Origin of the sequence: Gleimia europaea ACS-120-V-Col10b, assembly GCF_000411155.1 — a bacterium.
In the GTDB taxonomy this organism is placed as follows: Bacteria; Actinomycetota; Actinomycetes; order Actinomycetales; family Actinomycetaceae; genus Gleimia; species Gleimia europaea_B.
Genome location: NZ_KE150266.1, coordinates 828479 through 852681 on the forward strand (window position 1 = coordinate 828479; position 24203 = coordinate 852681).

Consider the following 24203-nt stretch of genomic DNA (forward strand, 5'->3'; position numbering starts at 1 on the left):
GAATAGTTCTCCTTACCAGATGTAGGCGAGGACTTCCCCACCTACTCCCCTGTTGTATGCCTCGCGGTCAGTGAGCAGGCCGGACGAAGTCGAAAGAATCGCAACGCCAAGACCGCCACGAACGCGCGGCAGGTTGGTGGACTTTGCATAAACGCGCAAACCAGGCTTAGAGACGCGCTTTACGCCAGTGATAGCGCGCTCGTGGTTAGCACCGTACTTGAGGTCAAGCGTCAGAGTTTTACCAACGCGGGCGTCCTCTACCCTGCTAGCGGCAATGTAGCCTTCCCTAACAAGGATCTCAGCAATAGCTGCTTTGAGCTTAGAATGCGGCATCGACACCGACTCATGCTGTGCCGAGCTCGCATTACGCAGACGCGTGAGCATGTCTGCGATGGGATCAGTCATTGTCATCGGGGTTTCTCCCCTTCCTCAACGCGGTTTCCAAAACTGCTTCTCAGCATTGGACCTGCGATGTAGTCGTTACCAGCTGCTCTTAGTCACACCCGGAAGCTCGCCGTTAAGAGCGAGTTCACGCAGGCAGACACGGCACAATCCGAACTTGCGGTACACCGAGTGCGGACGACCGCAACGGTTGCAACGCGTGTAAGCACGAACCGCAAACTTAGGCTTGCGGGCGGCCTTTACTTTCAAAGACGTCTTCGCCATTTGTCAGTTCTCCTTGAGCGGGAAGCCCAGGCCGCGCAGAAGCGCACGACCCTCATCGTCGGTTTTGGCTGACGTGACGATCGTGATGTCCATGCCACGAACGCGATCAATGTTGTCCACATTGATCTCGTGGAATACGGACTGTTCCGTCAGGCCGAACGTGTAGTTGCCGTTACCGTCGAACTGCTTCGGGCTTAGACCACGGAAGTCGCGGATACGCGGAAGCGCAAGAGAGATCAAGCGATCCATGAACTCCCACATGCGGTCACCACGCATCGTGACGTGCGTGCCAATAGGCTGCCCCTCACGCAACTTGAACTGCGCGATCGACTTACGAGCCTTGGTAACAGCCGGCTTCTGGCCGGTGATAACGGTCAAGTCGCGAATCGCACCCTCGATAGCCTTCGAGTCACGAGCCGCATCTCCAACACCCATGTTCACGACGACCTTAACCAGGCCACCTACCTCCATGGGGTTAGTGTGCGCGAAGTCCTTTTCCAACTTCGGGCGAACCTCATCAATGTACTTTTGCTTCAAGCGAGGGGTCATGCTCCGATTTCCTTTCCAGGTTCGAGGCCGCGCTTGGTACCACCACGAACCACGCGAATCGGGTTGCGGTTAATACGCTTGCCGTTCTCGTCGCGCTCAACGCGGAAGCCAACACGAACACGCTTCTTCGTATCCGGATCCACAAGAGCCACCTTGGAAATGTGGATCGGAGCTTCAATGTGCTCAATGCCGCCAGTGGTGGCGCCCTGGGCAGACATGCCCTGACGCGTATGGCGGGTCTTCACGTTGATGCCCTCAACGAGGACCTTCTGCTCGGCTGGGAACACCTTAATAACGCGTCCCTGCTTGCCCTTATCGCCAGGCGCTAGAGGAGCGAGCCCCTCGGCCTCGCGGCGCTTGTTGCGCTCATCAATCTTCTTCTGATCGCTCGTGCGACCAGAGATGACCTCTACCAGGTCACCCTTCTTAATTTTTGCTGCCATCAGAGCACCTCCGGTGCGAGTGACACGATCTTCATGAACTTCTTGTCACGAAGCTCACGGCCCACGGGGCCAAAGATACGGGTACCACGCGGTTCGCCATCACTCTTAAGGATGACAGCTGCGTTTTCATCGAAGCGGATGTAAGAACCGTCTGGGCGGCGGCGTTCCTTGCGGGTACGCACAACAACTGCCTTGACGATCTCACCCTTCTTCACGTTGCCGCCGGGGATAGCGTCTTTCACGGATGCGACGATAGTATCGCCAACACCCGCATAGCGCCGACCCGAGCCACCGAGGACACGGATGCACAGGATTTCCTTAGCTCCCGTGTTGTCGGCAACTTTTAGTCGCGACTCCTGCTGGATCATTCGTTGTACTCCTGTCGTCGAGCTGGTTCTCATACACGCACACAAATGCGCTTGAGCCTGGCCGAACGTATACGGACTTGTGCGCGAATTTTCGCGCTATGTTACCTCTTCACCTCAGACTCGAGCACACCAGGAAACCATCGGTGCTAGGTCTCTGAAACAAAGTAGGCTGGGTCTTACAACGTGGGCGTGGTGGGTTAAGCCACTCAGTGCGATACGCGCACGTTTGGAAAAATGCGCACACTGCCACTGCTGCAAAGACTGCAACCCCAACAGCTTACGCTACTTCCCCACGCAAACCAAAGAGAGGGGAGAACAAAAACCCTGTGCCTTTGCTCACCCACAGCACATACAAAGAATGTAGCCACCCGTTCGGGTGGCTACATCCTGAAAGGTTACAAGTAGAAACTACTTGGCTCGCTCGATTACCTCGACTACGCGCCAGCGCTTCGTCTTGGAAAGCGGACGAGTCTCCATGATGCGAACCAAGTCGCCAACACGGATATCATTGTTCTCGTCGTGCGCCTTAACCTTCTTGGTACGGGTAACAACCTTGCCGTACAGAGGGTGCTTGGTACGATCCTCGAGCTCTACCACGACCGTCCTATCCATCTTGTCGGATACGACGTAACCGCGGCGAACCTTACGATGGTTACGAACTACAGGCGTTTCGCTCACTTAACTCACTCCTCGCTATTCGGTGCGGTGCGAATACCGAGCTCACGCTCACGCGCCACAGTGTAAATACGGGCGATGTCACGGCGAACAGCCTTAAAGCGGCCGTGATCCTCAACCTGTCCGAGAGCCTTGGAGAAACGCAGGTTAAACAGTTCTGCCTTAGCCTTCTCAAGCTCGCTCGCAAGCTGGGCGTTATCCATCTCGTCGAGCTCAGCCGTCGTTAGACCCTTCTTGTCTGCCATTATGCGTCACCACCCTCACGGACCACGAACTTGGTCTTAATCGGGAGCTTGTGCTGCGCGCGACGCATAGCTTCACGAGCTACGTGCTCTTCAACACCAGCAAGCTCAAACATGACACGACCCGGCTTCACGTTAGCGATCCAGAACTCCGGAGCACCCTTACCGGAACCCATACGGGTTTCAGCGGGCTTCTTTGTGAGTGCGTGATCCGGAAAAATGTTAATCCAGACCTTACCGCCACGCTTAATGTAACGGGTCATTGCAATACGAGCGGCCTCAATCTGACGGTTAGTGATGTAGGCGGGCTCAAGAGCCTGAATGCCGTAATCACCGAACGCAATCTCAGTGCCACCCTTCGCCATACCCTTACGGGTCGGACGGTGCGGTTTGCGGTACTTAGTCCGCCTTGGGATAAGCACGACTAGGCCTCCGATCCAGATGTCTCAGCCTTAGGGGTAGCCTCTTCAGCTGCCTCCTGCGGCCTCTTATTCCTGGGCTGATCGCCACCACGACGCGCGCCACGACGGCCACGGCCACCACGACGGGCGCCACCGCGGTTACCAGCCTCCATAAGCTGCTGCTGGTACTCGCGCTCGGTCACGTTGCCCTTGTAAATCCAAACCTTCACACCAATACGGCCAAACGTCGTACGAGCCTCGTAGAAGCCGTAATCGATGTAGGCGCGCAGGGTGTGCAGAGGCACACGACCTTCACGGTAGAACTCGGTACGAGACATTTCAGCACCGCCAAGACGACCCGACACCTGGACACGAATGCCCTCGGCGCCACCGCGCATAGCCGACTGAATGCCCTTACGCATTGCGCGACGGAACGACACGCGAGCAGCAAGCTGCTCGGCAATGCCCTGCGCAACGAGCTTCGCATCAAGCTCAGGGTTCTTAACTTCGAGAATGTTCAGCTGAACCTGCTTGCCCGTCAGCTTCTCTAGCTGCTGGCGAAGACGGTCAGCTTCTGCACCGCGACGGCCAATAACAATGCCGGGGCGAGCAGTATGTAGGTCAACACGAACGCGATCGGTAGTGCGCTCAATAACGACCTTCGACACGCCAGCGCGCTCCAGGTGCTCGTTCAGGAAGTCGCGAATCTTCACGTCTTCGATCACGTAGTCGCTGTAACGCTGGCCTTCCGTGGTGGAGTCAGCGAACCAGCGGGAGCGGTGCTCGGTGGTAATACCAAGCCTAAATCCGGTGGGGTTAACCTTCTGACCCATTACCGGCCTTCCTTCCCTTTGTCGTCCTTCGTACCAACCACCAAGGTGATGTGGCTCGTGCGCTTCAAAATCTGAGCGGCACGACCCTGCGCACGCGGGCGGAAACGCTTCATGGTTGGACCCTCATTCACGTAAGCCTCAACTACGTAAAGATCCTCTTCCTTGAAACGTTCGCCAGCGTTTTCAGCCTTCACTTTCGCGTTGGCTATAGCACTCATCAGAATCTTGCGGATATCTTTTGCGACAGCCTGCGGAGCGAACCGCAGAATGTCCGCTGCCTCCAAGGCATTCTTGTTGCGGATTTCATTCACAACGCGACGTGCCTTGAGGGGCGTGACGCGTACGTAGCGCGCCTGCGCCTTGGCTTCCATTAAAACCTGCCTCATTTCTAGCTACAAGACCAGGCTTAGCGCCTGCGTGCCTTGCGATCGTCCTTGTCATGGCTACGGAAGGTGCGAGTCGGAGCAAATTCACCGAACTTGTGACCAACCATTGCTTCCGTAACGAAGACCGGCACGTGCTTACGGCCGTCATGCACTGCAACAGTATGCCCCAGGAAATCCGGGGTAATGACGGACCTACGAGACCAGGTCTTAATAACGTTCTTCGTACCCTTATCGTTTAGCTCATCAACCTTCTTCAGGAGATGCTCGTCAACGAAGGGTCCCTTCTTTAGACTGCGTGGCATAATCCAGCTCCTCTATCAGCGCTTCTTGCCGGTCCGGCGACGGCGCACAATGAGCTTGTCGCTGGGCTTATTCGGACGACGGGTACGGACTTCGGGCTTACCCCACGGGCTAACCGGGTGACGGCCACCAGACGTGCGCCCCTCACCACCACCATGCGGGTGATCGACAGGGTTCATAGCAACACCACGAACGTGCGGACGGCGTCCCTTCCAACGCATACGTCCGGCCTTACCCCAGTTAATGTTGGACTGCTCGGCATTGCCAACAGCACCAACAGTTGCGCGGGCCATGACCTCAACGTTGCGGATTTCGCCAGAAGGCATACGCAGCTGCGCGAAGCGGCCTTCCTTTGCAACCAACTGGACAGAGGTGCCAGCAGAACGTGCGATCTTTGCGCCACCGCCAGGGTAAAGCTCAACAGCGTGAACCACGGTACCAACCGGGATATTGCGTAGCGGCAAATTGTTGCCCGGCTTAATATCGGCGTTTGCACCAGATTCGACGACGTCGCCCTGATTCAGGTTTGCAGGAGCGAGGATGTAACGCTTTGCACCATCGGCGTAGTGCAACAGAGCGATACGAGCAGTACGGTTCGGGTCGTACTCGATGTGAGCGACCTTGGCCGGAATGCCATCTTTATCGTTGCGGCGGAAATCAATCAGACGGTAGGCGCGCTTATGGCCGCCACCACGGTGACGAGCCGTCACACGACCCTGATTGTTACGACCGCCGGTCTTGGTCAGCGGGCGAACCAGAGACTTCTCCGGAGTGCTCCGGGTAATCTCCACGAAGTCCGCCACGCTCGAGCCACGACGACCAGGAGTCGTGGGCTTGTACTTACGGATTGCCATTATTTGTAACCTTCTTCTTCGATGACTCAGGCGAGATCGCCGAAGATGTCAATGGTGCCTTCGCTTACAGTAACGATGGCTCGCTTCGTGTTGTTTCGACGGCCAATACCATCGCGAGTGCGGTAGCGCTTGCCCTGTCGGTTCTGCGTAGCAACGTGGCTGACCTTCACATCGAAGATCGCCTCGATTGCCTGGCGGATTTCAGTCTTGTTCGCGCGCGGATCTACCAGGAACGTGTACTTTCCAAGATCCATCAGACCGGAAGACTTCTCGGTGATAACCGGCGCGAAAATAATGTCGCGGGGGTTCTTCGACTTTTCGAGACTCACTTGTTGTCCTCCCTCGATGCGATGAAGCTTTCAAGAGCGTCCTTGGTGAACACAACATCTTCCGCATTCATCACGTCGTACGTGTTGAGCTGGTCAGCCCAAAGAACGTGAACGCTAGGAAGGTTGCGAACCGAAAGACGGTTCAGGTCATCCTCACGCGTTACCACGACGAGAGCCTTACGACCGTCAACGATCTTGTCAAGAGCAACTCGTGCGGTCTTGGTGGACGGAGTATCGCCCTCAAGAAGGCCGAGAATAACGTGCACGCGGCCACCGCGGAAGCGATCCGAAAGCGCGCTGTAAAGTGCTGCCGCCTTCATCTTCTTAGGGGTACGCTCAGCGTACGAACGCGGTTGCGGACCATGTACAACGCCGCCACCAACCCACTGCGGAGCGCGGATCGAACCCTGACGGGCACGACCGGTGCCCTTCTGGCGCCAAGGCTTCTTACCACCGCCGCGAACCTCGCCGCGAGTCTTGACCTTGTGGGTTCCAGCGCGAGCTGCACCCAGCTGAGCCTTAACAACCTGGTGGATTAGCGGAATGTTCAACGGGGTGTCAAAGTACTTTGCGGGGAGCTCGATAGTCTCGACCTTCTTACCCTCAAAGCCCAAAACGTCAATAGTCAACTTAGCCATTTATAGTTCACGCACCCTTCACAGAGGAGCGAACCAGAACAACCGCGTTCTTCGGGCCCGGAATGGCGCCACGAATAAGCAGCAGACCCTTTTCCGCATCAACCGCGAAAACAGTCTGGTTCTGGATGGTACGACGGACATTGCCCATACGGCCGGCCATGCGGGTGCCCTTAAATACGCGACCAGGGGTCGAGGCACCACCGATTGAGCCCGGCTTACGGTGAATCTTGTGAGCACCGTGGCCAGCGGGACCGCCAGCGAAACCGTGACGCTTCATCGTGCCAGCAAAGCCCTTACCCTTCGTGTTACCGGAAACGTCAACCTTGTCTCCCGCAGCGAAGACGTCCGCAGTGAGCTCCTGGCCGACCTCAAACGAATCAGCTTCAGAAGTGCGAACCTCAACGAGGTGACGGACAGGCTTAACGCCGGCCTTCTCAAAGTGACCAGCCAAAGGCTTGGTGATACGGCGAGCATCGATCTCGCCAAATCCAATCTGTGCGGCACAGTAGCCGTCAATCTCTTCAGTGCGCACCTGCGTAACGACGTTGGTGCCCACCTGCACGACCGTCAAAGGAACGACCTTACCGTCGCTATCCCATGCCTGGGTCATGCCGAGCTTGCGGCCAAGTAGCGCCTTAACGGGCGCAACCGCCTGCTTGGTGTTTTTAGTCATGTCTGCAGGTTTCCTCAGAGTTTAATATCGATTTTTACGTCGGCCGGAAGGTCGAGTCGCATAAGCGAGTCAACTGCCTTCGGCGTCGGGTCGATGATGTCAATCAAGCGCTTGTGAGTGCGCATTTCAAAGTGTTCGCGGCTGTCCTTGTACTTGTGGGGCGACCGAATAACCGTAAAAACGTTACGCTCGGTCGGCAGCGGCACCGGGCCCACTACCGTCGCACCTGCGCGCTGCACAGTGTCGACGATCTTGCGCGCGGAGCTGTCAATGACCTCGTGGTCATAGGACTTGAGCCGGATGCGGATCTTTTGTCCCGCCATGCCGTCTTACCTCTCTTAAACAGCTTCTCACCGGTCCCCGCGCTCGGGCGTGTCGCTTTTTCAAACAGCTTCGCGCGGTGGCTCCCCATTGGAGGAACGGGACCGTTTTCTTGTGATCAAGAACATGGAGCATAAAGCCCCTCAGCAGAGTGCATGTTCATACTCTCCACTATTCGTCCTCCCAAGATGTCACTCTCGTTCGGACACAACCACACCAGTTTGACAGATTTAAGCACTGATTCCAAATGATTTGGGATTTAGTGGTGTGATTCTCAAAAGCTTCAATTTGCAACCAGCTGCAGGCGTCTCAACGCGCGTGTGCGCAGCGCCTTTTTCAACCTGACGCTCCCTAACGTTAAGGCACCTAAGGAGAAACGAAGCAACAGAAATAAGTTTGTGGCCCGAAGCAAACGCTTCGGGCCACAACTAAAGTCAGTCAGACTTAGGAAAGAACCTCAGTTACACGACCGGAGCCAACGGTGCGGCCACCCTCACGGATAGCGAAGCCGAGGCCCGCTTCCATTGCGATCGGCTGAATAAGCTCAACCGTAATCTCGGTGGTGTCACCAGGCATAACCATGTCGGTGCCCTCAGGCAACTCGATGATGCCGGTAACGTCCGTGGTACGGAAGTAGAACTGCGGGCGGTAGTTGGTGAAGAACGGCTTGTGACGGCCACCCTCCTCCTTCTTCAGGATGTATACCTGGCCCTTGAACTTGGTGTGCGGGGTGATCGAACCCGGAATGGCTACGACCTGGCCGCGCTCAACATCTTCACGCTTGGTGCCGCGAAGAAGCAGACCACAGTTCTCGCCTGCCCAAGCTTCGTCCATCTGCTTGTGGAACATCTCGATACCGGTAACGGTGGTCTTCTGCGGCTCGCGAATACCGAGGATCTCAACCTCAGCGTTCAGCGGAAGCTTACCGCGCTCAACACGACCGGTAACAACGGTGCCACGACCGGTAATGGTGAAGACGTCCTCAATCGGCATGAGGAACGGCTTGTCCATGTCGCGCTCCGGGGTGGGGATGTACTCGTCGACGGTCTCCATGAGATCCTCAACCGACTTTACCCAAACCGGGTCGCCCTCAAGTGCCTTAAGAGCGGAAACGCGGTGAATCGGGGTGTTGTCGCCATCGAAGTCCTGCGAAGAGAGCAGCTCGCGGATTTCTTCCTCAACGAGCTCAAGCATCTCTTCGTCATCAACCATGTCGGACTTGTTCAGTGCAACAACCAGGGTCGGCACGCCAACCTGGCGAGCAAGCAGAACGTGCTCGCGGGTCTGAGCCATCGGGCCGTCCGTTGCAGCAACAACGAGGATAGCGCCGTCCATCTGGGCAGCACCGGTAATCATGTTCTTCACGTAGTCAGCGTGACCCGGGGCGTCAACGTGTGCGTAGTGACGCTTGTCGGTCTGGTACTCAACGTGAGAAACGTTAATGGTAATACCACGGTCGCGCTCTTCCGGAGCGTTATCAACCTGGTCGAACGGGGTGAACTCGTTCAGTTCCGGGAACTTGTCAGCCAGTACCTTGGTGATCGCCGCGGTCAGGGTCGTCTTACCGTGGTCAACGTGACCGATGGTACCGATATTTACGTGCGGTTTGGTACGCTCGAACTTGGCCTTCGCCACTTGTGTCCTCCTGGACTCGGGTAGATAAGTTCTTGTCAGCTTAGTGCTACGAAGTAGCCTAACACTTGACTTCGATTACTTACTACAGGGTTTTCATTTGTGTGGTCTTTATAACGCCACTTTTGGCTAGATCAGGCTCTTACTGGCCCGAAGCGTTGCCAATGATTTCCTCAGCTACTGCACGAGGAACCTCATCATAGCTATCGAACTGCATCGAGTAGACAGCGCGACCCTGCGTCTTCGAACGCAAGTCACCCACATACCCGAACATTTCCGACAGCGGAACGAGTGCTCGCACAACCTTCACACCGGAAGCGTCATCCATCGACTGGATGGTGCCACGACGGGAGTTCAGGTCGCCGATAACGTCGCCCATGTACTCCTCCGGAGTGCGAACCTCAACAGACATGATCGGCTCAAGCAGTACCGGAGATGCCTTGCGGACACCCTCGCGGTACACCATTGCGCCAGCGATCTTGAACGCCATTTCAGACGAGTCCACATCGTGGTACTGGCCGTCAAGCAGCGTAGCCTTCAAGCCAACCATCGGATAACCAGCCAGGACACCAGTCTGCATGGCCTCCTGAATACCGGCGTCAACCGACGGAATGTACTCACGCGGAACGCGGCCACCAGTGACCTCGTTGCCGAACTCGTAAGTCTTCTCGCCGTCCAGTGGGAGCGGCTCGAAACGGACGATCACCTTTGCGAACTGGCCAGAGCCACCAGTTTGCTTCTTGTGCGTGTACTCAACCTTCTCAACGGTCTTGCGGATGGTCTCGCGGTAAGCAACCATCGGCGCACCAACGTTGGCCTCAACCTTGAACTCGCGACGCATACGGTCAACCAGAACATCAAGGTGAAGCTCGCCCATACCACCAATAACCGTCTGGCCGGTCTCCTCATCGAGGCGAACGGTGAAGGTCGGGTCTTCTTCGGCTAGCTTCTGAATAGCCGTGCCGAGCTTCTCCTGATCCGCCTTCGACTTCGGCTCAATAGCCACGTGGATAACCGGATCCGGGAAGGTCATAGACTCAAGAACAACCGGAGCGTCCTGCGCGCAAAGCGTGTCGCCCGTGGTGGTGTCCTTCAAGCCGATGAAAGCGTAGATGTGGCCAGCGTGTGCAACATCCACAGGGTTTTCCTTGTTGGAGTGCATCTGGAACATCTTGCCGATACGCTCGCGCTTACCCTTGGTTGAGTTCATCACGGTCTCGCCGGATGCAACCTTGCCAGAGTAAACGCGGATGTAGGTCAGCTTGCCGTAGAACGGGTGAACAGCAACCTTGAACGCCAGAGCCGAGAACGGCTCGTTCTCATCTGCGTGACGCTCAACAACGGTCTCTTCATCGCCAACCTTCGTGCCCTTAACGGAAGGCACATCCAGAGGCGACGGCAGGTACGAGACCACGCCGTCAAGCATGACCTGAACGCCCTTATTCTTAAACGCAGAACCACAGAACACCGGGTAAGCCTGCGAAGAAATCGTGAGCTCGCGAACGCCAGCACGAATCTGATCGTTGGTCAGTTCACCCTCTTCAAGGTAAATGTCCATGAGCTCTTCGTTAGCCTCAGCCGCAGCTTCGATCAGAGCCTCGCGGTACTCCTCCGCCTCAGCCTGCAGCTCCGCCGGAATCTCTTCCTCAACCACGCGCGCACCATAAAGATCGTTGCCATCCTCATCCTTTTCCGGGAAGTAGACGGCCTTCATCTTCATGATGTCAACAACGCCCTGGAAGTCGGCTTCCGCGCCAATCGGGAACGCCATGACGATCGGGGTTGCACCCAGACGATCCTTAATGGTCTGCACCGAGTACTTGAAGTTCGCGCCCAGCTTATCCATCTTGTTGATGAAGCAAATACGCGGAACATCGTACTTGTCAGCCTGACGCCAAACGGTTTCAGACTGCGGCTCAACGCCTTCCTTACCGTCGAACACCGCTACCGCGCCGTCAAGCACGCGCAGCGAACGCTCCACCTCAACGGTGAAGTCAACGTGTCCGGGGGTATCAATAATGTTGATCTGGTTGTCATTCCAGAAACAGGTGGTAGCAGCGGACGTAATGGTAATGCCGCGCTCTTTCTCCTGCTCCATCCAGTCCATCGTGCCAGCACCGTCGTGGGTCTCACCCAGCTTGTAGTTGATGCCGGTGTAGAAAAGGATGCGTTCTGTAACTGTGGTCTTACCAGCATCGATGTGAGCCATGATGCCGATATTGCGGACCTTCGTGAGGTCAGTGAACACCTCTTGTGCCACGTGTGTTTCCTTCGCTTGTTAGATCTATGAGCCCAGCTGGGATTACCAGCGGTAGTGAGCGAAAGCCTTGTTGGACTCCGCCATCTTGTGCATGTCTTCACGACGCTTCACAGCGCCACCGAGGCCGTTGGACGCATCGATAATCTCGTTCATAAGGCGCTCGGTCATGGTCTTCTCACGACGCTGGCGCGAGAAGTCAACCAGCCAGCGAAGAGCAAGAGTGGTACCACGCGAGGAACGAACCTCCACCGGAACCTGGTAGGTTGCGCCACCCACACGACGGGAGCGAACCTCAAGGGTGGGGCGAATGTTTTCAAGCGCGCGCTTCAAAACTGCAACCGGATCCTGCTCAGTCTTTTGCGCAACGCCCTCAAGAGCGCCGTACACAATCCGCTGAGCAACGGAACGCTTGCCGTCAAGCAGCACGCGGTTAACCAGCTGGCTAACAACCTTCGAACCGTAAATCGGATCCTCAACTAGAGGGCGCTTGGGAGCTGGACCTTTACGAGGCATTACTTCTTCTCCTTCTTTGCACCATAGTGGGAACGAGCCTGCTGACGACCGCGAACACCCTGCGTATCGAGAGCGCCACGAACGATGTGGTAACGAACACCCGGGAGGTCCTTCACACGACCACCGCGAACGAGCACGATCGAGTGCTCCTGCAGGTTGTGACCCTCACCGGGAATGTAAGCCGTGACCTCAATACCTGAGGAAAGGCGAACACGAGCCACCTTACGAAGAGCCGAGTTCGGCTTCTTAGGCGTGGTGGTAAATACGCGAGTGCAGACACCGCGGCGCTGAGGGCTTCCCTTCAGTGCGGGCGTTGCTGCCTTCGCCGGCTTGGTGCTGCGTCCCTTGCGCACCAGTTGCTGGATGGTAGGCACTACTTCTCCGTCTTCCTTAAACAACAAACTTTTAGTATCGCGACGCCGAAACGCTTACGCGCTACCCCGAGTGGACACACTGGTGTCCGCCGGGGCCGGCCCGCCAACAGCCTCACAGTCGCATATCGTGAGGGTTAAGGATGACGTCCGGAGCTCAGACGAACAGTCAAAGAGCCCACTTGTCAGAAAAATCTGCACGGTGGATACCCGGCGACGCGGGCACCGTCGTCAAATATATGGCTTTCAGCCGGCAAAGGTCAATACTGCGCCGGTTTAGAGGCGCCTATTGTGCCTGATTTAACAATGCCACAGCTCCTAATACCCCACGCTGCCTCGGCCCCTGCCCACAATTTAGTTTCGCCCCCTCCGCAGAGGGGGCGAAATCTAAATGCGCTTCAAACCGGATTAGCGGAAGTCGCTATCTGAGAACGGGGCGCCGAAGTCGATCGAGTCGAGCGAAGCGAGGAACGCCTCGTCCACCTCACCGACCTGGAAATCAGCCTCAACGTAATCCGCGTTAGCCATCGCCTCTGGCGTGGGCTCCACGTGAATCTTGTTGTAGCGCGCAAGACCCGTACCAGCCGGGATGAGCTTACCGAGAATCACGTTCTCCTTCAGACCAATCAGCGGATCCGACTTCGCGCTAATAGCAGCCTCGGTCAAGATCTTCGTGGTCTCCTGGAACGAAGCCGCAGCCAGCCACGAGTCCGTAGCCAGCGAAGCCTTCGTGATACCCATCAGCTCCGGACGGCCCGCAGCCGGGCGTCCACCCTGAGCCACCGTTGCACGGTTGATGCGCTTGAAGTCGACCTCGTCAACTAGCTGGCCGGGCAAAAGCTCCGTGTCGCCCGGATCGTCCAGAACCGTGACGCGGCGCAGCATCTGACGAACAATCACCTCAATGTGCTTGGAGTGAATGTCCACGCCCTGCGAGCGGTACACTTCCTGCACCTCATCGACCAGCTGACGCTGCGTTTCCGATTTGTTGCGGATGCGAAGCATCTTCTTCGGGTCCAGACGACCCGTGGTGAGCTTCGTGCCAACCGCGATGTGCTCGCCTTCCTCCACAAGGAGTTCCTGACGGCGCGAAACCTCAACCACAAGATCCGCCTCGCCATCATCACGAGTGATCACAATCTTACGGTTAGTCGGATCCGTATCATCGATGTGGACCTTTCCTGCTGCCTCCGCCATCGTTGCTTCACCCTTCGGGGTGCGAGCTTCGAAAAGCTCCTGCACACGTGGCAGACCCTGGGTAATATCCGCAGCCGATGCAACACCACCGGTGTGGAAGGTACGCATCGTCAACTGAGTACCGGGCTCACCAATCGACTGTGCCGCGATAATACCCACGGCCTCACCGATGTCAACGCGCTTACCCGACGCGAGCGAACGGCCGTAGCAAGCCGCACAGGTGCCCGTAGCGGACTCACAGTAAAGCACCGAACGCACCTTAATGGTGGTGATGCCTGCGGCCACAAGCTTGTCGATCAAGACGTCGCCCACATCCGAACCTGCCTCGGCAACCACGTTGCCCTCAGCGTCCTTCGCGTCAGCCGCGAGAGTACGCGCGTAAGCGGTGGTTTCCACGGTGTCGAGGCGGTGTGCCTTGCCCTCTTCGTCCAGCTCAGCGATATCCATGTTGATACCGCGACGCGTGCCACAGTCTTCCTCGTGCACCACGACGTCCTGTGACACGTCCACGAGACGACGCGTCAAGTAACCGGAGTCAGCGGTACGAAGAGCCGTATCAGCCAGACCCTTACGAGCACCGTGAGTTGCAATAAAGTACTCCAGAACCGTCAGGCCCTCGCGGTAGTTAGCCTTAATCGGACGCTCAATGAGCTTTTGCTTCGGGTCCGATACAAGGCCACGCATACCGGCCAGCTGACGCACCTGATCCCAGTTACCACGAGCACCAGAATCAACCATCTGGAACAGGTTGTTGCGCTCCGGGAATGCTTCTTCCATCGCGTCCGCAACCTCACGGGTTGCGGTGGTCCAGATTTCAACCAGCGCGTTGTAACGCTCGTCTTCCGTGATCTTACCGATCTCGTAGTCACGCTGAATCCGCGCTGCCGCTGCCTCGTGCTGGGCAAGAATCTCGCCCTTATTTGGCGGCGTCATGATGTCATCAAACGCAATGGTGAGGCCCGACCAGGTGGACCAGTAGAAGCCCGCTGCCTTAAGGGCGTCAAGCGACTCGGCAACCAGAACCTTCGGGTAAAGCTCTGCAAGGTCGTTGACAACCTTGCCGAGAACCTTCTTGTTCACTACAGCCTCAACGTAGGGGTACTCCACCGGAAGCAGATCGTTGAACAGGGCGCGACCAAGCGAAGTTTCCAGCTCGATCGGGTCACCCTCGCTCCAACCTTCTGGAGCCACCCAGTTCTTCGGCGGCACGATATCCGTGAAACGAATGATCGCGCGCGCGTTCAGGTGCAGATCGCCACGATCGAACGCCATGATTGCCTCGGCAACAGAGCTGAAGTGCGGCAGGATCGGCTCGCCCGTCTGCTCGTTACGCGCAACCGGAATCGACGAATCCGGGTTCAGCGTGAGGTGGTACAAGCCAATAATCATGTCGTGCGACGGCATGGTCACCGGACGGCCATCCGACGGCTTCAAAATGTTGTTCGAAGACAGCATGAGGATGCGCGCCTCAGCCTGTGCCTCCGCACCAAGCGGAAGGTGCACGGCCATTTGGTCACCGTCGAAGTCAGCGTTAAATGCGCCACAAACCAGCGGGTGTAGCTGAATAGCCTTACCCTCAATAAGCTGCGGTTCGAACGCCTGAATGCCAAGGCGGTGAAGCGTAGGTGCACGGTTCAGCAGAACCGGGTGCTCGCGAATAACCTCGTCGAGAACGTCCCACACCTCGGGGCGCGAACGATCAACCTTACGCTGCGCGGCCTTAATGTTCTGCGCGTACTTCTTCTCAATAAGGCGCTTCATAACGAATGGCTTGAACAACTCCAGCGCCATCTGCTTAGGCAGACCACACTGGTGTAGCTTCAGCTGCGGACCAACGACGATGACCGAACGGCCCGAGTAGTCCACGCGCTTACCAAGAAGGTTCTGACGGAAACGACCCTGCTTACCCTTAAGCATGTCGGACAGCGACTTCAACGGGCGGTTACCCGGACCGGAGACCGGGCGGCCGCGACGGCCGTTATCAAACAGGGCATCGACAGATTCTTGCAGCATGCGCTTTTCGTTATTCACGATAATTTCCGGAGCGTTTAGCTCAAGAAGACGCTTCAAACGGTTGTTGCGGTTAATCACGCGGCGGTACAAATCGTTAAGATCCGAGGTCGCGAAGCGGCCACCATCGAGCTGCACCATCGGACGCAAGTCCGGTGGAATCACCGGGATAGCGTCCAGAACCATCGCCTCAGGCACGTTATCCGTAGTGAGGAACGCGTTCACAACCTTCAAACGCTTAAGCGCACGCGTCTTACGCTGGCCAGTACCGGTAGCGATAATCTCGCGCAGAGCCTCAGCCTCGGCTTCAAGATCGAAAGACTGCAGACGCTTTTGAATAGCGGCAGCGCCCATCGCACCCTTGAAGTAAATGCCGTAGCGAGCCTGCATGTCGCGGTAAACGAGCTCGTCACCCTCCAGGTCACCAACCTGCAGGTTCATGAACTTGTCCCACACCTCTTCAAGGCGGGCCAGCTTTTGGTCGTAGCCACGACGGATCGCGTTCATGTCACGCTCACCAGCACGGCGCTCGCGGTCGCGAGTCTCCTGCTTGTTGCCCTTTGCTTCCATCTCGGCAAGACGGGCTTCAAGAGCTTCGGCGCGGGCATTAATGTCGGCCTCGCGGCGAGCCTCAATGTTCTTGCGCTCAACCTCAAGCTCGTTACGCAGCGTCGGTAGATCCTCGCGGCGAGCCTCCTCATCAACCTCAGTGATCATGTAGGCCGCAAAGTAGATGACCTTCTCAAGATCCTTTGGTGCAAGATCAAGCAGGTATCCAAGGCGTGACGGCACACCCTTGAAGTACCAAATGTGCGTCACAGGAGCCGCAAGCTCAATGTGGCCCATGCGCTCACGACGCACGTCCGCACGCGCTACCTCCACACCGCATCGCTCACACACGATGCCCTTGTAACGCACGCGCTTGTACTTACCGCACGCACACTCCCAGTCCCGCGTGGGACCGAAAATACGCTCGCAGAACAAACCGTCCTTTTCCGGCTTGAGCGTACGGTAGTTGATCGTTTCTGGTTTCTTTACTTCGCCGTGGCTCCACTCGTGGATGTCGTCAAGAGTCGCCAGTCCAATGTGAAGCTTGTCGAAAGCATTGGCGTCGATCAAAGTGTTTCCTTCTGTAGTACACCGGGTCCAGCGTTGGATGGTCCGGCTCCCCTACCGCCCGCTGGAGCGGCAAAGGCGCCTTCCCGCCACCACCTAAAACCGAGGTGGCGGGTAGGCGGACTAAATGTCATCAAGCAGTGCGCCCGCATTCGGACGAGTGTCGAGCGTAATGCCGAGCTCCTCCGAAGCTGAACGCGCCGAATCGCTTTGCGTAGCGAGATCAATCGCGTTGCCGAAAGCGTCAAGAGCCTCAACGTTCAAGCACAGCGAACGCATCTCATACATGAGGACGCGGAAAGACTCAGGAATACCCGGCTCCGGGATGTCTTCGCCCTTCACGATCGAGTTCACAACCGAAACACGACCCTGCATGTCGTCCGACTTGATGGTGAGCAACTCCTGCAGAGCGTAGGCGGCGCCGTAAGCTTCAAGCGCCCACACCTCCATCTCACCAAAGCGCTGGCCACCGAACTGGGCCTTACCACCAAGCGGCTGCTGCGTGATCATCGAGTACGGGCCCGTGGAACGAGCGTGAATCTTGTCATCCACCAGGTGGTGCAGCTTCAGCATGTAGGTGTAGCCAACCGCGATACGGCCCGGGAACGGTTCACCGGAGCGGCCGTCGAACAGCTGCGCCTTACCGCTGGCGTCAATCAGACGATCACCGTCGCGGTTAGGCAGCGTATTCGAGAGCAGCCCCTTCAACGCCTCCGGCTCCAAGCCGTCGAACACCGGCGTAGCAACATTCGTACGAGCCGGGGCCTTAATGCCCTCCTCGGGAATGTACTTAGCCCAGTTCTCGCCGTTCTTCACAGCCTCGGAAACGTCCCAACCCATCGCGGCAATCCAGCCAAGGTGGTATTCCAAAACCTGACCGAGGTTCATGCGCGGCGGCACACCCAGCGGGTTCAAAATGATGTCAACCGGTGTGCCATCTTCAAGGAACGGCATGTCTTCCACCGGAAGTACCTTCGACACAACGCCCTTATTGCCGTGACGGCCAGCGAGCTTATCGCCGATCGTGATCTTACGGCGTTGCGCCACGTAGACGCGCACCTTCTGCTGCACGCCCGGCTGGAGGTCATCCTCATCCGCGTTCTGTTCGCGAACACCGATCACGATGCCGGACTCGCCGTGCGGCACGCGCATCGATGTGTCTCGCACCTCGCGCGCCTTCTCCCCGAAGATAGCGCGAAGTAGACGTTCTTCCGAAGTCAGTTCGGTCTCACCCTTCGGCGTGACCTTGCCAACCAGGATGTCGCCAGCCTCAACCTCGGCGCCAATACGCACGATACCGCGCTCGTCAAGATCCGCGAGCGCATCCTCGGAAACGTTGGGGAGGTCACGAGTGATCTCTTCGTAACCCAGCTTCGTTTCGCGGGCCGCGATCTCGTATTCCTCAATGTGGATCGAGGTGAGGAGGTCATCTTGTACAACGCGACGCGACAAAATGATCGCATCCTCGTAGTTGAGCCCCTCCCACGACATGTATGCAACCAGGAGGTTCTTACCCAGCGCAAGTTCGCCGCCCTGCGTTGCCGGGCCATCTGCAATCAGATCGCCAACCTCAACGCGGTCTCCCTCGTTAACTGCCACAATCTGGTTGGTGCAGTTACCCGGGTTAGAACGGCCAAACTTCTCCAGGCGGTAGGAATCCGTACTGCCCTCATCCGTCGTCACAACAACAAGATCAGCGGAAACCTCGGTTACCACGCCGGCTCGCTTCGCGGTCACCATTTCGCCAGAGTCCATGGCTGCGCGGCGTTCAATACCGGTACCCACCAGCGGGGCTTCCGTGGTGAGGAGCGGCACGGCCTGGCGCTGCATGTTAGCGCCCATGAGAGCACGGTTAGCATCGTCGTGCTCCAGGAACGGGATAGCGGCGGTAGCAACCGACACCATCTGGCGCGCCGACACGTCCATCAGGTCGATTTCATCAACCGGAACCAGTGCCGGGTCCTCGCCCGCAATACGGCAGACCACAGACTCGTCAACGAAACGGTTATTCTCATCCAGCGCCGCCGAAGCCTGCGCGATCGGGTGCGCGTTCTCTTCATCAGCCGTCAAGTAGTGGATCTCGTCCGTAACCTGGCCGTCCCGCACCACGCGGAACGGGGTCTCGATGAAGCCAAACGGGTTAATACGCGCGTAGGTTGCAAGCGAACCAATAAGACCAATGTTTGGACCTTCAGGCGTCTCAATCGGGCACATACGCCCGTAGTGAGACGGGTGCACGTCACGAACCTCCATGCCGGCGCGATCACGCGAAAGACCACCCGGGCCAAGAGCCGACAGGCGACGCTTGTGCGTCAGGCCCGCGAGCGGGTTGTTCTGGTCCATGAACTGCGACAGCTGCGAAGTTCCAAAAAACTCCTTAATAGCAGCTGTAACCGGGCGAATGTTGATAAGTGAGGTAGGAGTTATCGCCTCAATATCCTGCGTGGTCATGCGCTCACGGATGGTGCGCTCCATTCGCGCCATACCGGTGCGAACCTGCGCCTGAATGAGCTCACCCACAGCGCGGATACGACGGTTACCGAAGTGGTCGATATCGTCAACCTCAAGCGGGAGCAGAACCGGCTCGCCACCGCGCATGCCCGGGAACTTAATCTGATCACGCTCGCGACCAGTTGCATTACCGCGCTTATGGAGGGCAAGTAGGTACTTAACCGTAGCGACGATGTCTTCCAAACGTAGCGTGGACTCGTCCAGGTCAGCTTCAAGACCAAGCTTCTTGTTGATCTTGTAGCGCCCCACCTTTGCTAGGTCGTAGCGCTTAGGCGTGAAGTAGAAGTTATTCAGCAAGTTCTGCGCGGCCTCGGCCGAAACCTGCTCACCCGGACGGATCTTACGGTAAATATCCGTAAGCGCCTCTTCCTGAGTGGTAACCGTGTCTTTTTCCAGGGTCTCAAGCAGAACCGGGTAGTCCTCAAACTCAACGCGAAGCTCCGACTCGGTCATGCCCAGTGCCTTCAAGAAGTGCGTTACCGGCTGCTTACGCTTGCGGTCAATACGCACGCCAACGGCGTCACGCTTATCGATCTCAAACTCCAGCCATGCGCCACGCGAAGGAATGATCTTCGCCGAATAGATCGTGCGGTCTGAAGTTTTATCCGCGATGGCCTCGAAGTAGACACCCGGGGAACGGACGAGCTGGGACACAACCACACGCTCAGTACCGTTAATAATGAAGGTGCCACGCTCCGTCATGAGCGGGAAGTCGCCCAGGAACACCGTCTGCGACTTGATTTCACCCGTTGTCTGATTCATGAAGTCCGCTTGAACATACAGCGAAGCCTCATACGTCTTGTCTTTTTCGCGGCACTCCTCAACCGTGTACCTCGGCGGTTCAAAGTGGAACTCGCGGAAGTCCAGTGCCATCGTGTTACCGACGTCTTCAATCGGAGAAATCTCTGCGAAGATGTCCTCCAACCCCGAGGTAGTTGGTAGCTTCTGAGCGCCAGAAGCATTCGCCTTCTCAACCCGCTCACGCCACTGGTCAGTTCCGAGAAGCCACTCGAAGCTCTCCACCTGGAGGCTAAGGAGGTTTGGCGCTTGCATCGGCTCGCGCAACTGCGCGAAAGAAATTCGTTTATTCGTGTGCTTTGCGGCAGATTCGCTCTGTGCAGCCAAAGGGGATCCTTCCCTGCTTTACTAATAATCAGCGCGCACGCCTCGAACCCCTCGTGTGATCCATGCCCAACCCACGCTCAGCGCATTCATTAATTGCGTGCAGGCATAGTACACCTCGGATACAGGCGTAATGATCAGAATATCGAAGACGAGTTGCAAAACTCTACTCTTCGGCGCGTGCATTCCATCACTTTCACAAAAGCGTGTAGCATGCCGGCCGGAGTCGTGGTGGACTAAAGCAAGACCGCGAGTAAAGCCTACAAACGCGGGGGCACGGAGACTAAAAGGGCGCGTGAGGAACCCCTCACGCGCCCTTTTAGTAGCTTGAGCAGAAACTACTTAACGGTGACGGTGCCACCAGCAGCCTCGATGTCAGCCTTGGCCTTCTCAGCGTCTTCCTTCGAAACACCGGAAAGAATGGTGGCCGGAGCTGCCTCAACCTTGTCCTTGGTGTCCTTCAGGCCCTCGCCCGTAATGGCCTTAACAGCCTTGATAACCTGGACCTTCTTGTCGCCAGCAGCCTCAAGAATGACGTCGAACTCGGTCTGAGCCTCAGCAGCCGGAGCGTCGCCACCAGCAGCCGGAGCTGCAGCAACAGCGGCAACCGGAGCGGCAGCCTCAACATCGAACTCTTCCTCGAACTTCTTGATGAAGTCGGACAGTTCAACGAGGGTTAGTTCCTTGAAAGCATCAATGAGCTCTTCAGCGGTGAGCTTTGCCATTTTGGCACTTCCTTCCATTTATTCCTGCTGTAGAAGCAGATGTCAGTTTTATGGACCTCGGCACGGTACCGGGAATCCGGGGTGGCCTTAGGCCGCTTCTTCCTGCTTCTGGCGCAGGGCGTCGATGGTGCGCACGGTCTGGGTAGGCAGTGCGGCGAAAGCAAACGCGGCCTTGGACATTCCCGCCTTGAGGACGCCAGCGGTCTTGGCCAGCAGCACCTCGCGAGACTCAAGGTCAGCGAGCTTCTTAACATCATCAGCGGAGAGCTTCGCGCCCTCCATCACACCGGTCTTTAGAACCAGTGCGGGGTTCTCCTTAGCGAAGTCACGCAAAGCCTTCGCAGCGTCAACGACCTCGCCGTTTACAAACGCGATGGCGGTTGGGCCAACCAGGTCTTCTTCTAGGAAGTCGAGACCAACTTCCTTCGCAGCAATGGTGGCCAGCGTGTTCTTCACCACGGAGTACTGCGCGTTACCAGCCATCGAGCGACGAAGCGTCTTCATCTCCTCAACGGTCAAGCCGCGGTATTCAGTCAGCACAACAGCAGACGAAGAGCGGAAACGCTCCGTTAGCTCTGCAACTGCAGCTTCCTTGTCAGGCCTTGCCATGGGCCCTCCTTCCGTGATCATCCGCCGGCCCAGAACAAACCCGGAGCGGGGAATAAAAAAATCCCCGGCGCGCAAGGCACACGGGGGCAGACAAAAAGTCTCACTCGTTCACCTGCGCAGGTTCCATCTGGATTACACCTCAATGAGGTACCAACGGTCTTTGGCTACAAAGTAGGCTACCCAGCCGCGGCTACAAGTGCAAGCACGAAAGCGGCAAAGGAGGCAAATATGAGCGGTTTAACAAGAAAACTGGCCCCGGCATAACCGGGGCCAGTCACGTGCTTGAAGCTAGATTAAGCAGTCTTAACCACGACATCCAACGGAATACCAGGACCCATGGTTGTCGAAACAGTAGCCTTCTTAATGTAGCGGCCCTTAGAGGAAGCCGGCTTCAGACGAATGATCTCGTCGAACACCGCGCGGTAGTTCTCCGCGAGCTGCTCAGCCGTGAAGTTCGTCTTGCCAACGATGAACGCGAGGTTCGAGTGCTTATCAACACGGAACTCGATACGACCGCCCTTAATTTCCTTAACGGCCTTCGCAACATCCATCGTTACCGTGCCTGTCTTCGGGTTTGGCATAAGACCACGCGGACCAAGCACGCGGCCCAGACGACCAACCTTGCCCATCATGTCCGGGGTAGCAACAGCGACATCGAAGTCGGTGTAACCGCCCTGAACCTTCTCAATGAGCTCGTCGCCGCCAACCTCATCCGCGCCAGCATCGAGCGCCTCCTGAGCGCGCTCGCCAACGGCAAAGACCAGGACCCTGGAGGTCTTACCGGTGCCATGCGGAAGAGAGACAGTGCCACGCACCATCTGATCAGCCTTACGCGGATCCACACTCAGGCGGAACATAACCTCAACGGTCGCGTCAAACTTGGTGGTCGAAGTTTCTTTAGCTAGCTTCATCGCGTCGAGCGGAGCGTACAACTCACCGGGGTGAATCTTCTCGACCGCTGCGCGGTAAGCCTTTGAACGAGTAGCCATATCTGCGTTTCTCCTTGCAGTTGTGGTGTCAGTGGGCGGCTATTGCCCTGCCACGAAATAGTTAGTGGAATCAGGCCTCAACCGTGATTCCCATGGAACGAGCGGTGCCAGCAATAATCTTCATAGCCGCATCAACATCGTTCGCGTTAAGATCTTCCTTCTTCAACTCCGCGATCTCACGAACCTGAGCCTGCGTTAGCGAGCCCACCTTCGTGGTGTGCGGGGTGCCCGAGCCCTTTGCAACGCCAGCAGCCTTCTTAATCAGCTGCGCTGCCGGAGGGGTCTTGGTGATGAAGGTAAACGAACGGTCTTCATACACGGTGATCTCAACCGGAATAATATTTCCGCGTTGAGATTCAGTTGCCGCGTTGTAAGCCTTCGTGAACTCCATGATGTTCACGCCGTGCTGGCCAAGAGCTGGGCCAACCGGCGGAGCCGGGGTTGCAGCGCCAGCCTGAATCTGGAGCTTAATCAGGCCGACAACCTTTTTCTTCGGTGCCATAAATTTGGGTCCTTTTACTTGTCAACTTTCCCAACTGCCATGTCGCAGTTTTGGGCAGTGTCCCCCTTCATCGCTTCGCAATGCCGATTTTGGGCATGCGAATGCCGAAAGGGTGCACGATCGATAATCATAACGCCCACGCCGCCTCTAAAGCCAGACGGCGTGGGACACATCACCCGCATGGTGACTAGTCGATTTTCTCAACCTGATCAAAGTTGAGTTCAATCGGCGTTTCGCGCTCGAAAATCATGATCGAGAGCGTGAGCTTACGCTGCTCTGGGAAGACCCCAGAAACCGTAGCCGGCATGTTCTCGAACGGGCCGTCCTTAACCGTGACAGACTCGCCAACCTCGAACGTGATTGCCGGAGCAGTCACTACCTCGGCGGCCTCCTGCTGCTGCGCCTTGGAAACCCACATCGGGGCGAGCATGTTCACAACCTCGTCCAGATATAGCGGAACCGGATCGCGAGCATCGCCCACAAAGCCCGTAACCGCAGGGGTTTCCTTAACCACACGCCAAGACTTCTCGTTCATCTCCATGCGCACAAGCACATAGCCCGGAATGCGCACGCGATCAACCTGTTTCTTCTTACCAGCCTTCGTCAGTTCCGTGACAGTCTCCATTGGAACCTCAACCTGGTAAATCCAATCCTCTGCATTCTGCGAAACCACGCGTTGCTCGAGATTGGCTTTCACGCGGCGCTCGTGCCCGGAGTAAGAATGAATGACGTACCAGTCACCCGGCAGGTATGACAGTTCCTCGCGCTTAGCCTCGATCGGGTCTACGACCTGAGGATCATCGCTCGGAGCCGGAGCATCTACTGCCTGTGCGGCGGCCGCGCCTCCTTCAGTTGCTCCTGCCGCAACCTCGTCTGCAACAGCCGGCGCTTCGCCCGCCACATCGGGCGCGACTTCGGGAGTCTGCTCGTCCTCGTACTTTTCTTCAGTGCTTTCCTGATCCATCTAG

General features: G+C 57.1%; 27 protein-coding genes. All 27 read right to left on the reverse strand.

What is annotated here, in order from left to right; translation table 11 throughout:
- Positions 1 to 12: 12 nt before the first annotated feature.
- The 27 genes from rpsH to nusG all read right to left on the reverse strand — a co-directional run bounded on the left by rpsH (position 13) and on the right by nusG (position 24199).
- Entirely contained in the window at positions 13 to 411 is a 399-nt protein-coding gene (rpsH, locus tag HMPREF9238_RS03790) for a 30S ribosomal protein S8 (RefSeq protein ID WP_016444125.1), read from the reverse strand.
- Positions 412 to 480: 69 nt separating this feature from the next.
- Positions 481 to 666 carry a type Z 30S ribosomal protein S14 gene (locus HMPREF9238_RS08770; protein ID WP_016444126.1) on the reverse strand — a complete coding sequence of 62 codons (186 nt, stop codon included), beginning with the start codon at positions 664 to 666 and terminating at the stop codon, positions 481 to 483.
- A 3-nt stretch (positions 667 to 669) separates the two neighbouring features.
- Positions 670 to 1215: a 50S ribosomal protein L5 gene (rplE, locus tag HMPREF9238_RS03795; protein ID WP_016444127.1), complete on the reverse strand. Its 546-nt coding sequence runs from the start codon at positions 1213 to 1215 to the stop codon at positions 670 to 672.
- On the reverse strand, positions 1212 to 1658 hold the full coding sequence (gene rplX, locus HMPREF9238_RS03800) for a 50S ribosomal protein L24 (RefSeq protein ID WP_016444128.1): 447 nt from the start codon (positions 1656 to 1658) through the stop codon (positions 1212 to 1214). Before rplX ends, rplE begins: the two co-directional genes overlap by 4 nt.
- Positions 1658 to 2026: a 50S ribosomal protein L14 gene (rplN, locus tag HMPREF9238_RS03805; RefSeq protein WP_016444129.1), complete on the reverse strand. Its 369-nt coding sequence runs from the start codon at positions 2024 to 2026 to the stop codon at positions 1658 to 1660. The genes rplX and rplN overlap by 1 nt, the downstream gene beginning before the upstream one ends.
- A gap of 408 nt (positions 2027 to 2434) precedes the next feature.
- The gene (gene rpsQ / locus HMPREF9238_RS03810) at positions 2435 to 2704 is read right to left on the reverse strand and encodes a 30S ribosomal protein S17 (RefSeq protein WP_016444130.1); all 270 of its coding nucleotides are present in this window, start codon (positions 2702 to 2704) and stop codon (positions 2435 to 2437) included.
- Between the two features lie 5 nt (positions 2705 to 2709).
- Positions 2710 to 2946: a 50S ribosomal protein L29 gene (gene rpmC, locus HMPREF9238_RS03815; RefSeq protein ID WP_016444131.1), complete on the reverse strand. Its 237-nt coding sequence runs from the start codon at positions 2944 to 2946 to the stop codon at positions 2710 to 2712.
- On the reverse strand, positions 2946 to 3365 hold the full coding sequence (gene rplP / locus HMPREF9238_RS03820; protein ID WP_016444132.1) for a 50S ribosomal protein L16: 420 nt from the start codon (positions 3363 to 3365) through the stop codon (positions 2946 to 2948). Before rplP ends, rpmC begins: the two co-directional genes overlap by 1 nt.
- A 2-nt stretch (positions 3366 to 3367) precedes the next feature.
- Positions 3368 to 4177, reverse strand: coding sequence for a 30S ribosomal protein S3 (rpsC, locus tag HMPREF9238_RS03825; protein ID WP_016444133.1), 810 nt, complete (start codon positions 4175 to 4177; stop codon positions 3368 to 3370).
- Positions 4177 to 4548, reverse strand: a complete 372-nt coding sequence (gene rplV / locus HMPREF9238_RS03830) for a 50S ribosomal protein L22 (protein ID WP_016444134.1) — start codon at positions 4546 to 4548, stop codon at positions 4177 to 4179. The genes rpsC and rplV overlap by 1 nt, the downstream gene beginning before the upstream one ends.
- A 35-nt stretch (positions 4549 to 4583) precedes the next feature.
- The gene (rpsS, locus tag HMPREF9238_RS03835) at positions 4584 to 4865 is read right to left on the reverse strand and encodes a 30S ribosomal protein S19 (protein ID WP_016444135.1); all 282 of its coding nucleotides are present in this window, start codon (positions 4863 to 4865) and stop codon (positions 4584 to 4586) included.
- A 15-nt stretch (positions 4866 to 4880) separates the two neighbouring features.
- Positions 4881 to 5717 carry a 50S ribosomal protein L2 gene (gene rplB, locus HMPREF9238_RS03840; RefSeq protein WP_016444136.1) on the reverse strand — a complete coding sequence of 279 codons (837 nt, stop codon included), beginning with the start codon at positions 5715 to 5717 and terminating at the stop codon, positions 4881 to 4883.
- Between the two features lie 26 nt (positions 5718 to 5743).
- A complete protein-coding gene (gene rplW, locus HMPREF9238_RS03845; protein WP_016444137.1) occupies positions 5744 to 6046 on the reverse strand; it encodes a 50S ribosomal protein L23 in 303 nt (100 codons plus the stop codon).
- Positions 6043 to 6684 carry a 50S ribosomal protein L4 gene (gene rplD / locus HMPREF9238_RS03850; protein ID WP_016444138.1) on the reverse strand — a complete coding sequence of 214 codons (642 nt, stop codon included), beginning with the start codon at positions 6682 to 6684 and terminating at the stop codon, positions 6043 to 6045. Before rplD ends, rplW begins: the two co-directional genes overlap by 4 nt.
- 7 nt (positions 6685 to 6691) lie before the next feature.
- Positions 6692 to 7357: a 50S ribosomal protein L3 gene (gene rplC / locus HMPREF9238_RS03855; protein ID WP_016444139.1), complete on the reverse strand. Its 666-nt coding sequence runs from the start codon at positions 7355 to 7357 to the stop codon at positions 6692 to 6694.
- Between the two features lie 14 nt (positions 7358 to 7371).
- Positions 7372 to 7680, reverse strand: a complete 309-nt coding sequence (gene rpsJ / locus HMPREF9238_RS03860) for a 30S ribosomal protein S10 (protein ID WP_016444140.1) — start codon at positions 7678 to 7680, stop codon at positions 7372 to 7374.
- A gap of 442 nt (positions 7681 to 8122) precedes the next feature.
- Entirely contained in the window at positions 8123 to 9313 is a 1191-nt protein-coding gene (tuf, locus tag HMPREF9238_RS03865; protein WP_016444141.1) for an elongation factor Tu, read from the reverse strand.
- Between the two features lie 139 nt (positions 9314 to 9452).
- Positions 9453 to 11570, reverse strand: coding sequence for an elongation factor G (gene fusA / locus HMPREF9238_RS03870; RefSeq protein ID WP_016444142.1), 2118 nt, complete (start codon positions 11568 to 11570; stop codon positions 9453 to 9455).
- A 42-nt stretch (positions 11571 to 11612) separates the two neighbouring features.
- On the reverse strand, positions 11613 to 12083 hold the full coding sequence (gene rpsG / locus HMPREF9238_RS03875; RefSeq protein ID WP_016444143.1) for a 30S ribosomal protein S7: 471 nt from the start codon (positions 12081 to 12083) through the stop codon (positions 11613 to 11615).
- The gene (gene rpsL / locus HMPREF9238_RS03880; RefSeq protein ID WP_016444144.1) at positions 12083 to 12457 is read right to left on the reverse strand and encodes a 30S ribosomal protein S12; all 375 of its coding nucleotides are present in this window, start codon (positions 12455 to 12457) and stop codon (positions 12083 to 12085) included. Before rpsL ends, rpsG begins: the two co-directional genes overlap by 1 nt.
- 405 nt (positions 12458 to 12862) lie before the next feature.
- Positions 12863 to 16780, reverse strand: a complete 3918-nt coding sequence (locus tag HMPREF9238_RS03885) for a DNA-directed RNA polymerase subunit beta' (RefSeq protein ID WP_016444145.1) — start codon at positions 16778 to 16780, stop codon at positions 12863 to 12865.
- Positions 16781 to 16900: 120 nt separating this feature from the next.
- Complete coding sequence (gene rpoB / locus HMPREF9238_RS03890) at positions 16901 to 20341, reverse strand: DNA-directed RNA polymerase subunit beta (RefSeq protein WP_434056927.1); 3441 nt, start codon at positions 20339 to 20341, stop codon at positions 16901 to 16903.
- 407 nt (positions 20342 to 20748) lie between these two features.
- A complete protein-coding gene (gene rplL / locus HMPREF9238_RS03895) occupies positions 20749 to 21135 on the reverse strand; it encodes a 50S ribosomal protein L7/L12 (protein ID WP_016444147.1) in 387 nt (128 codons plus the stop codon).
- Positions 21136 to 21222: 87 nt separating this feature from the next.
- Entirely contained in the window at positions 21223 to 21744 is a 522-nt protein-coding gene (gene rplJ, locus HMPREF9238_RS03900; protein WP_016444148.1) for a 50S ribosomal protein L10, read from the reverse strand.
- A 293-nt stretch (positions 21745 to 22037) separates the two neighbouring features.
- Positions 22038 to 22733: a 50S ribosomal protein L1 gene (rplA, locus tag HMPREF9238_RS03905; RefSeq protein ID WP_016444149.1), complete on the reverse strand. Its 696-nt coding sequence runs from the start codon at positions 22731 to 22733 to the stop codon at positions 22038 to 22040.
- Between the two features lie 70 nt (positions 22734 to 22803).
- Positions 22804 to 23235 carry a 50S ribosomal protein L11 gene (gene rplK, locus HMPREF9238_RS03910; protein ID WP_016444150.1) on the reverse strand — a complete coding sequence of 144 codons (432 nt, stop codon included), beginning with the start codon at positions 23233 to 23235 and terminating at the stop codon, positions 22804 to 22806.
- A gap of 187 nt (positions 23236 to 23422) precedes the next feature.
- Entirely contained in the window at positions 23423 to 24199 is a 777-nt protein-coding gene (gene nusG, locus HMPREF9238_RS03915; protein ID WP_016444151.1) for a transcription termination/antitermination protein NusG, read from the reverse strand.
- Between the last annotated feature and the right edge of the window lie 4 nt (positions 24200 to 24203).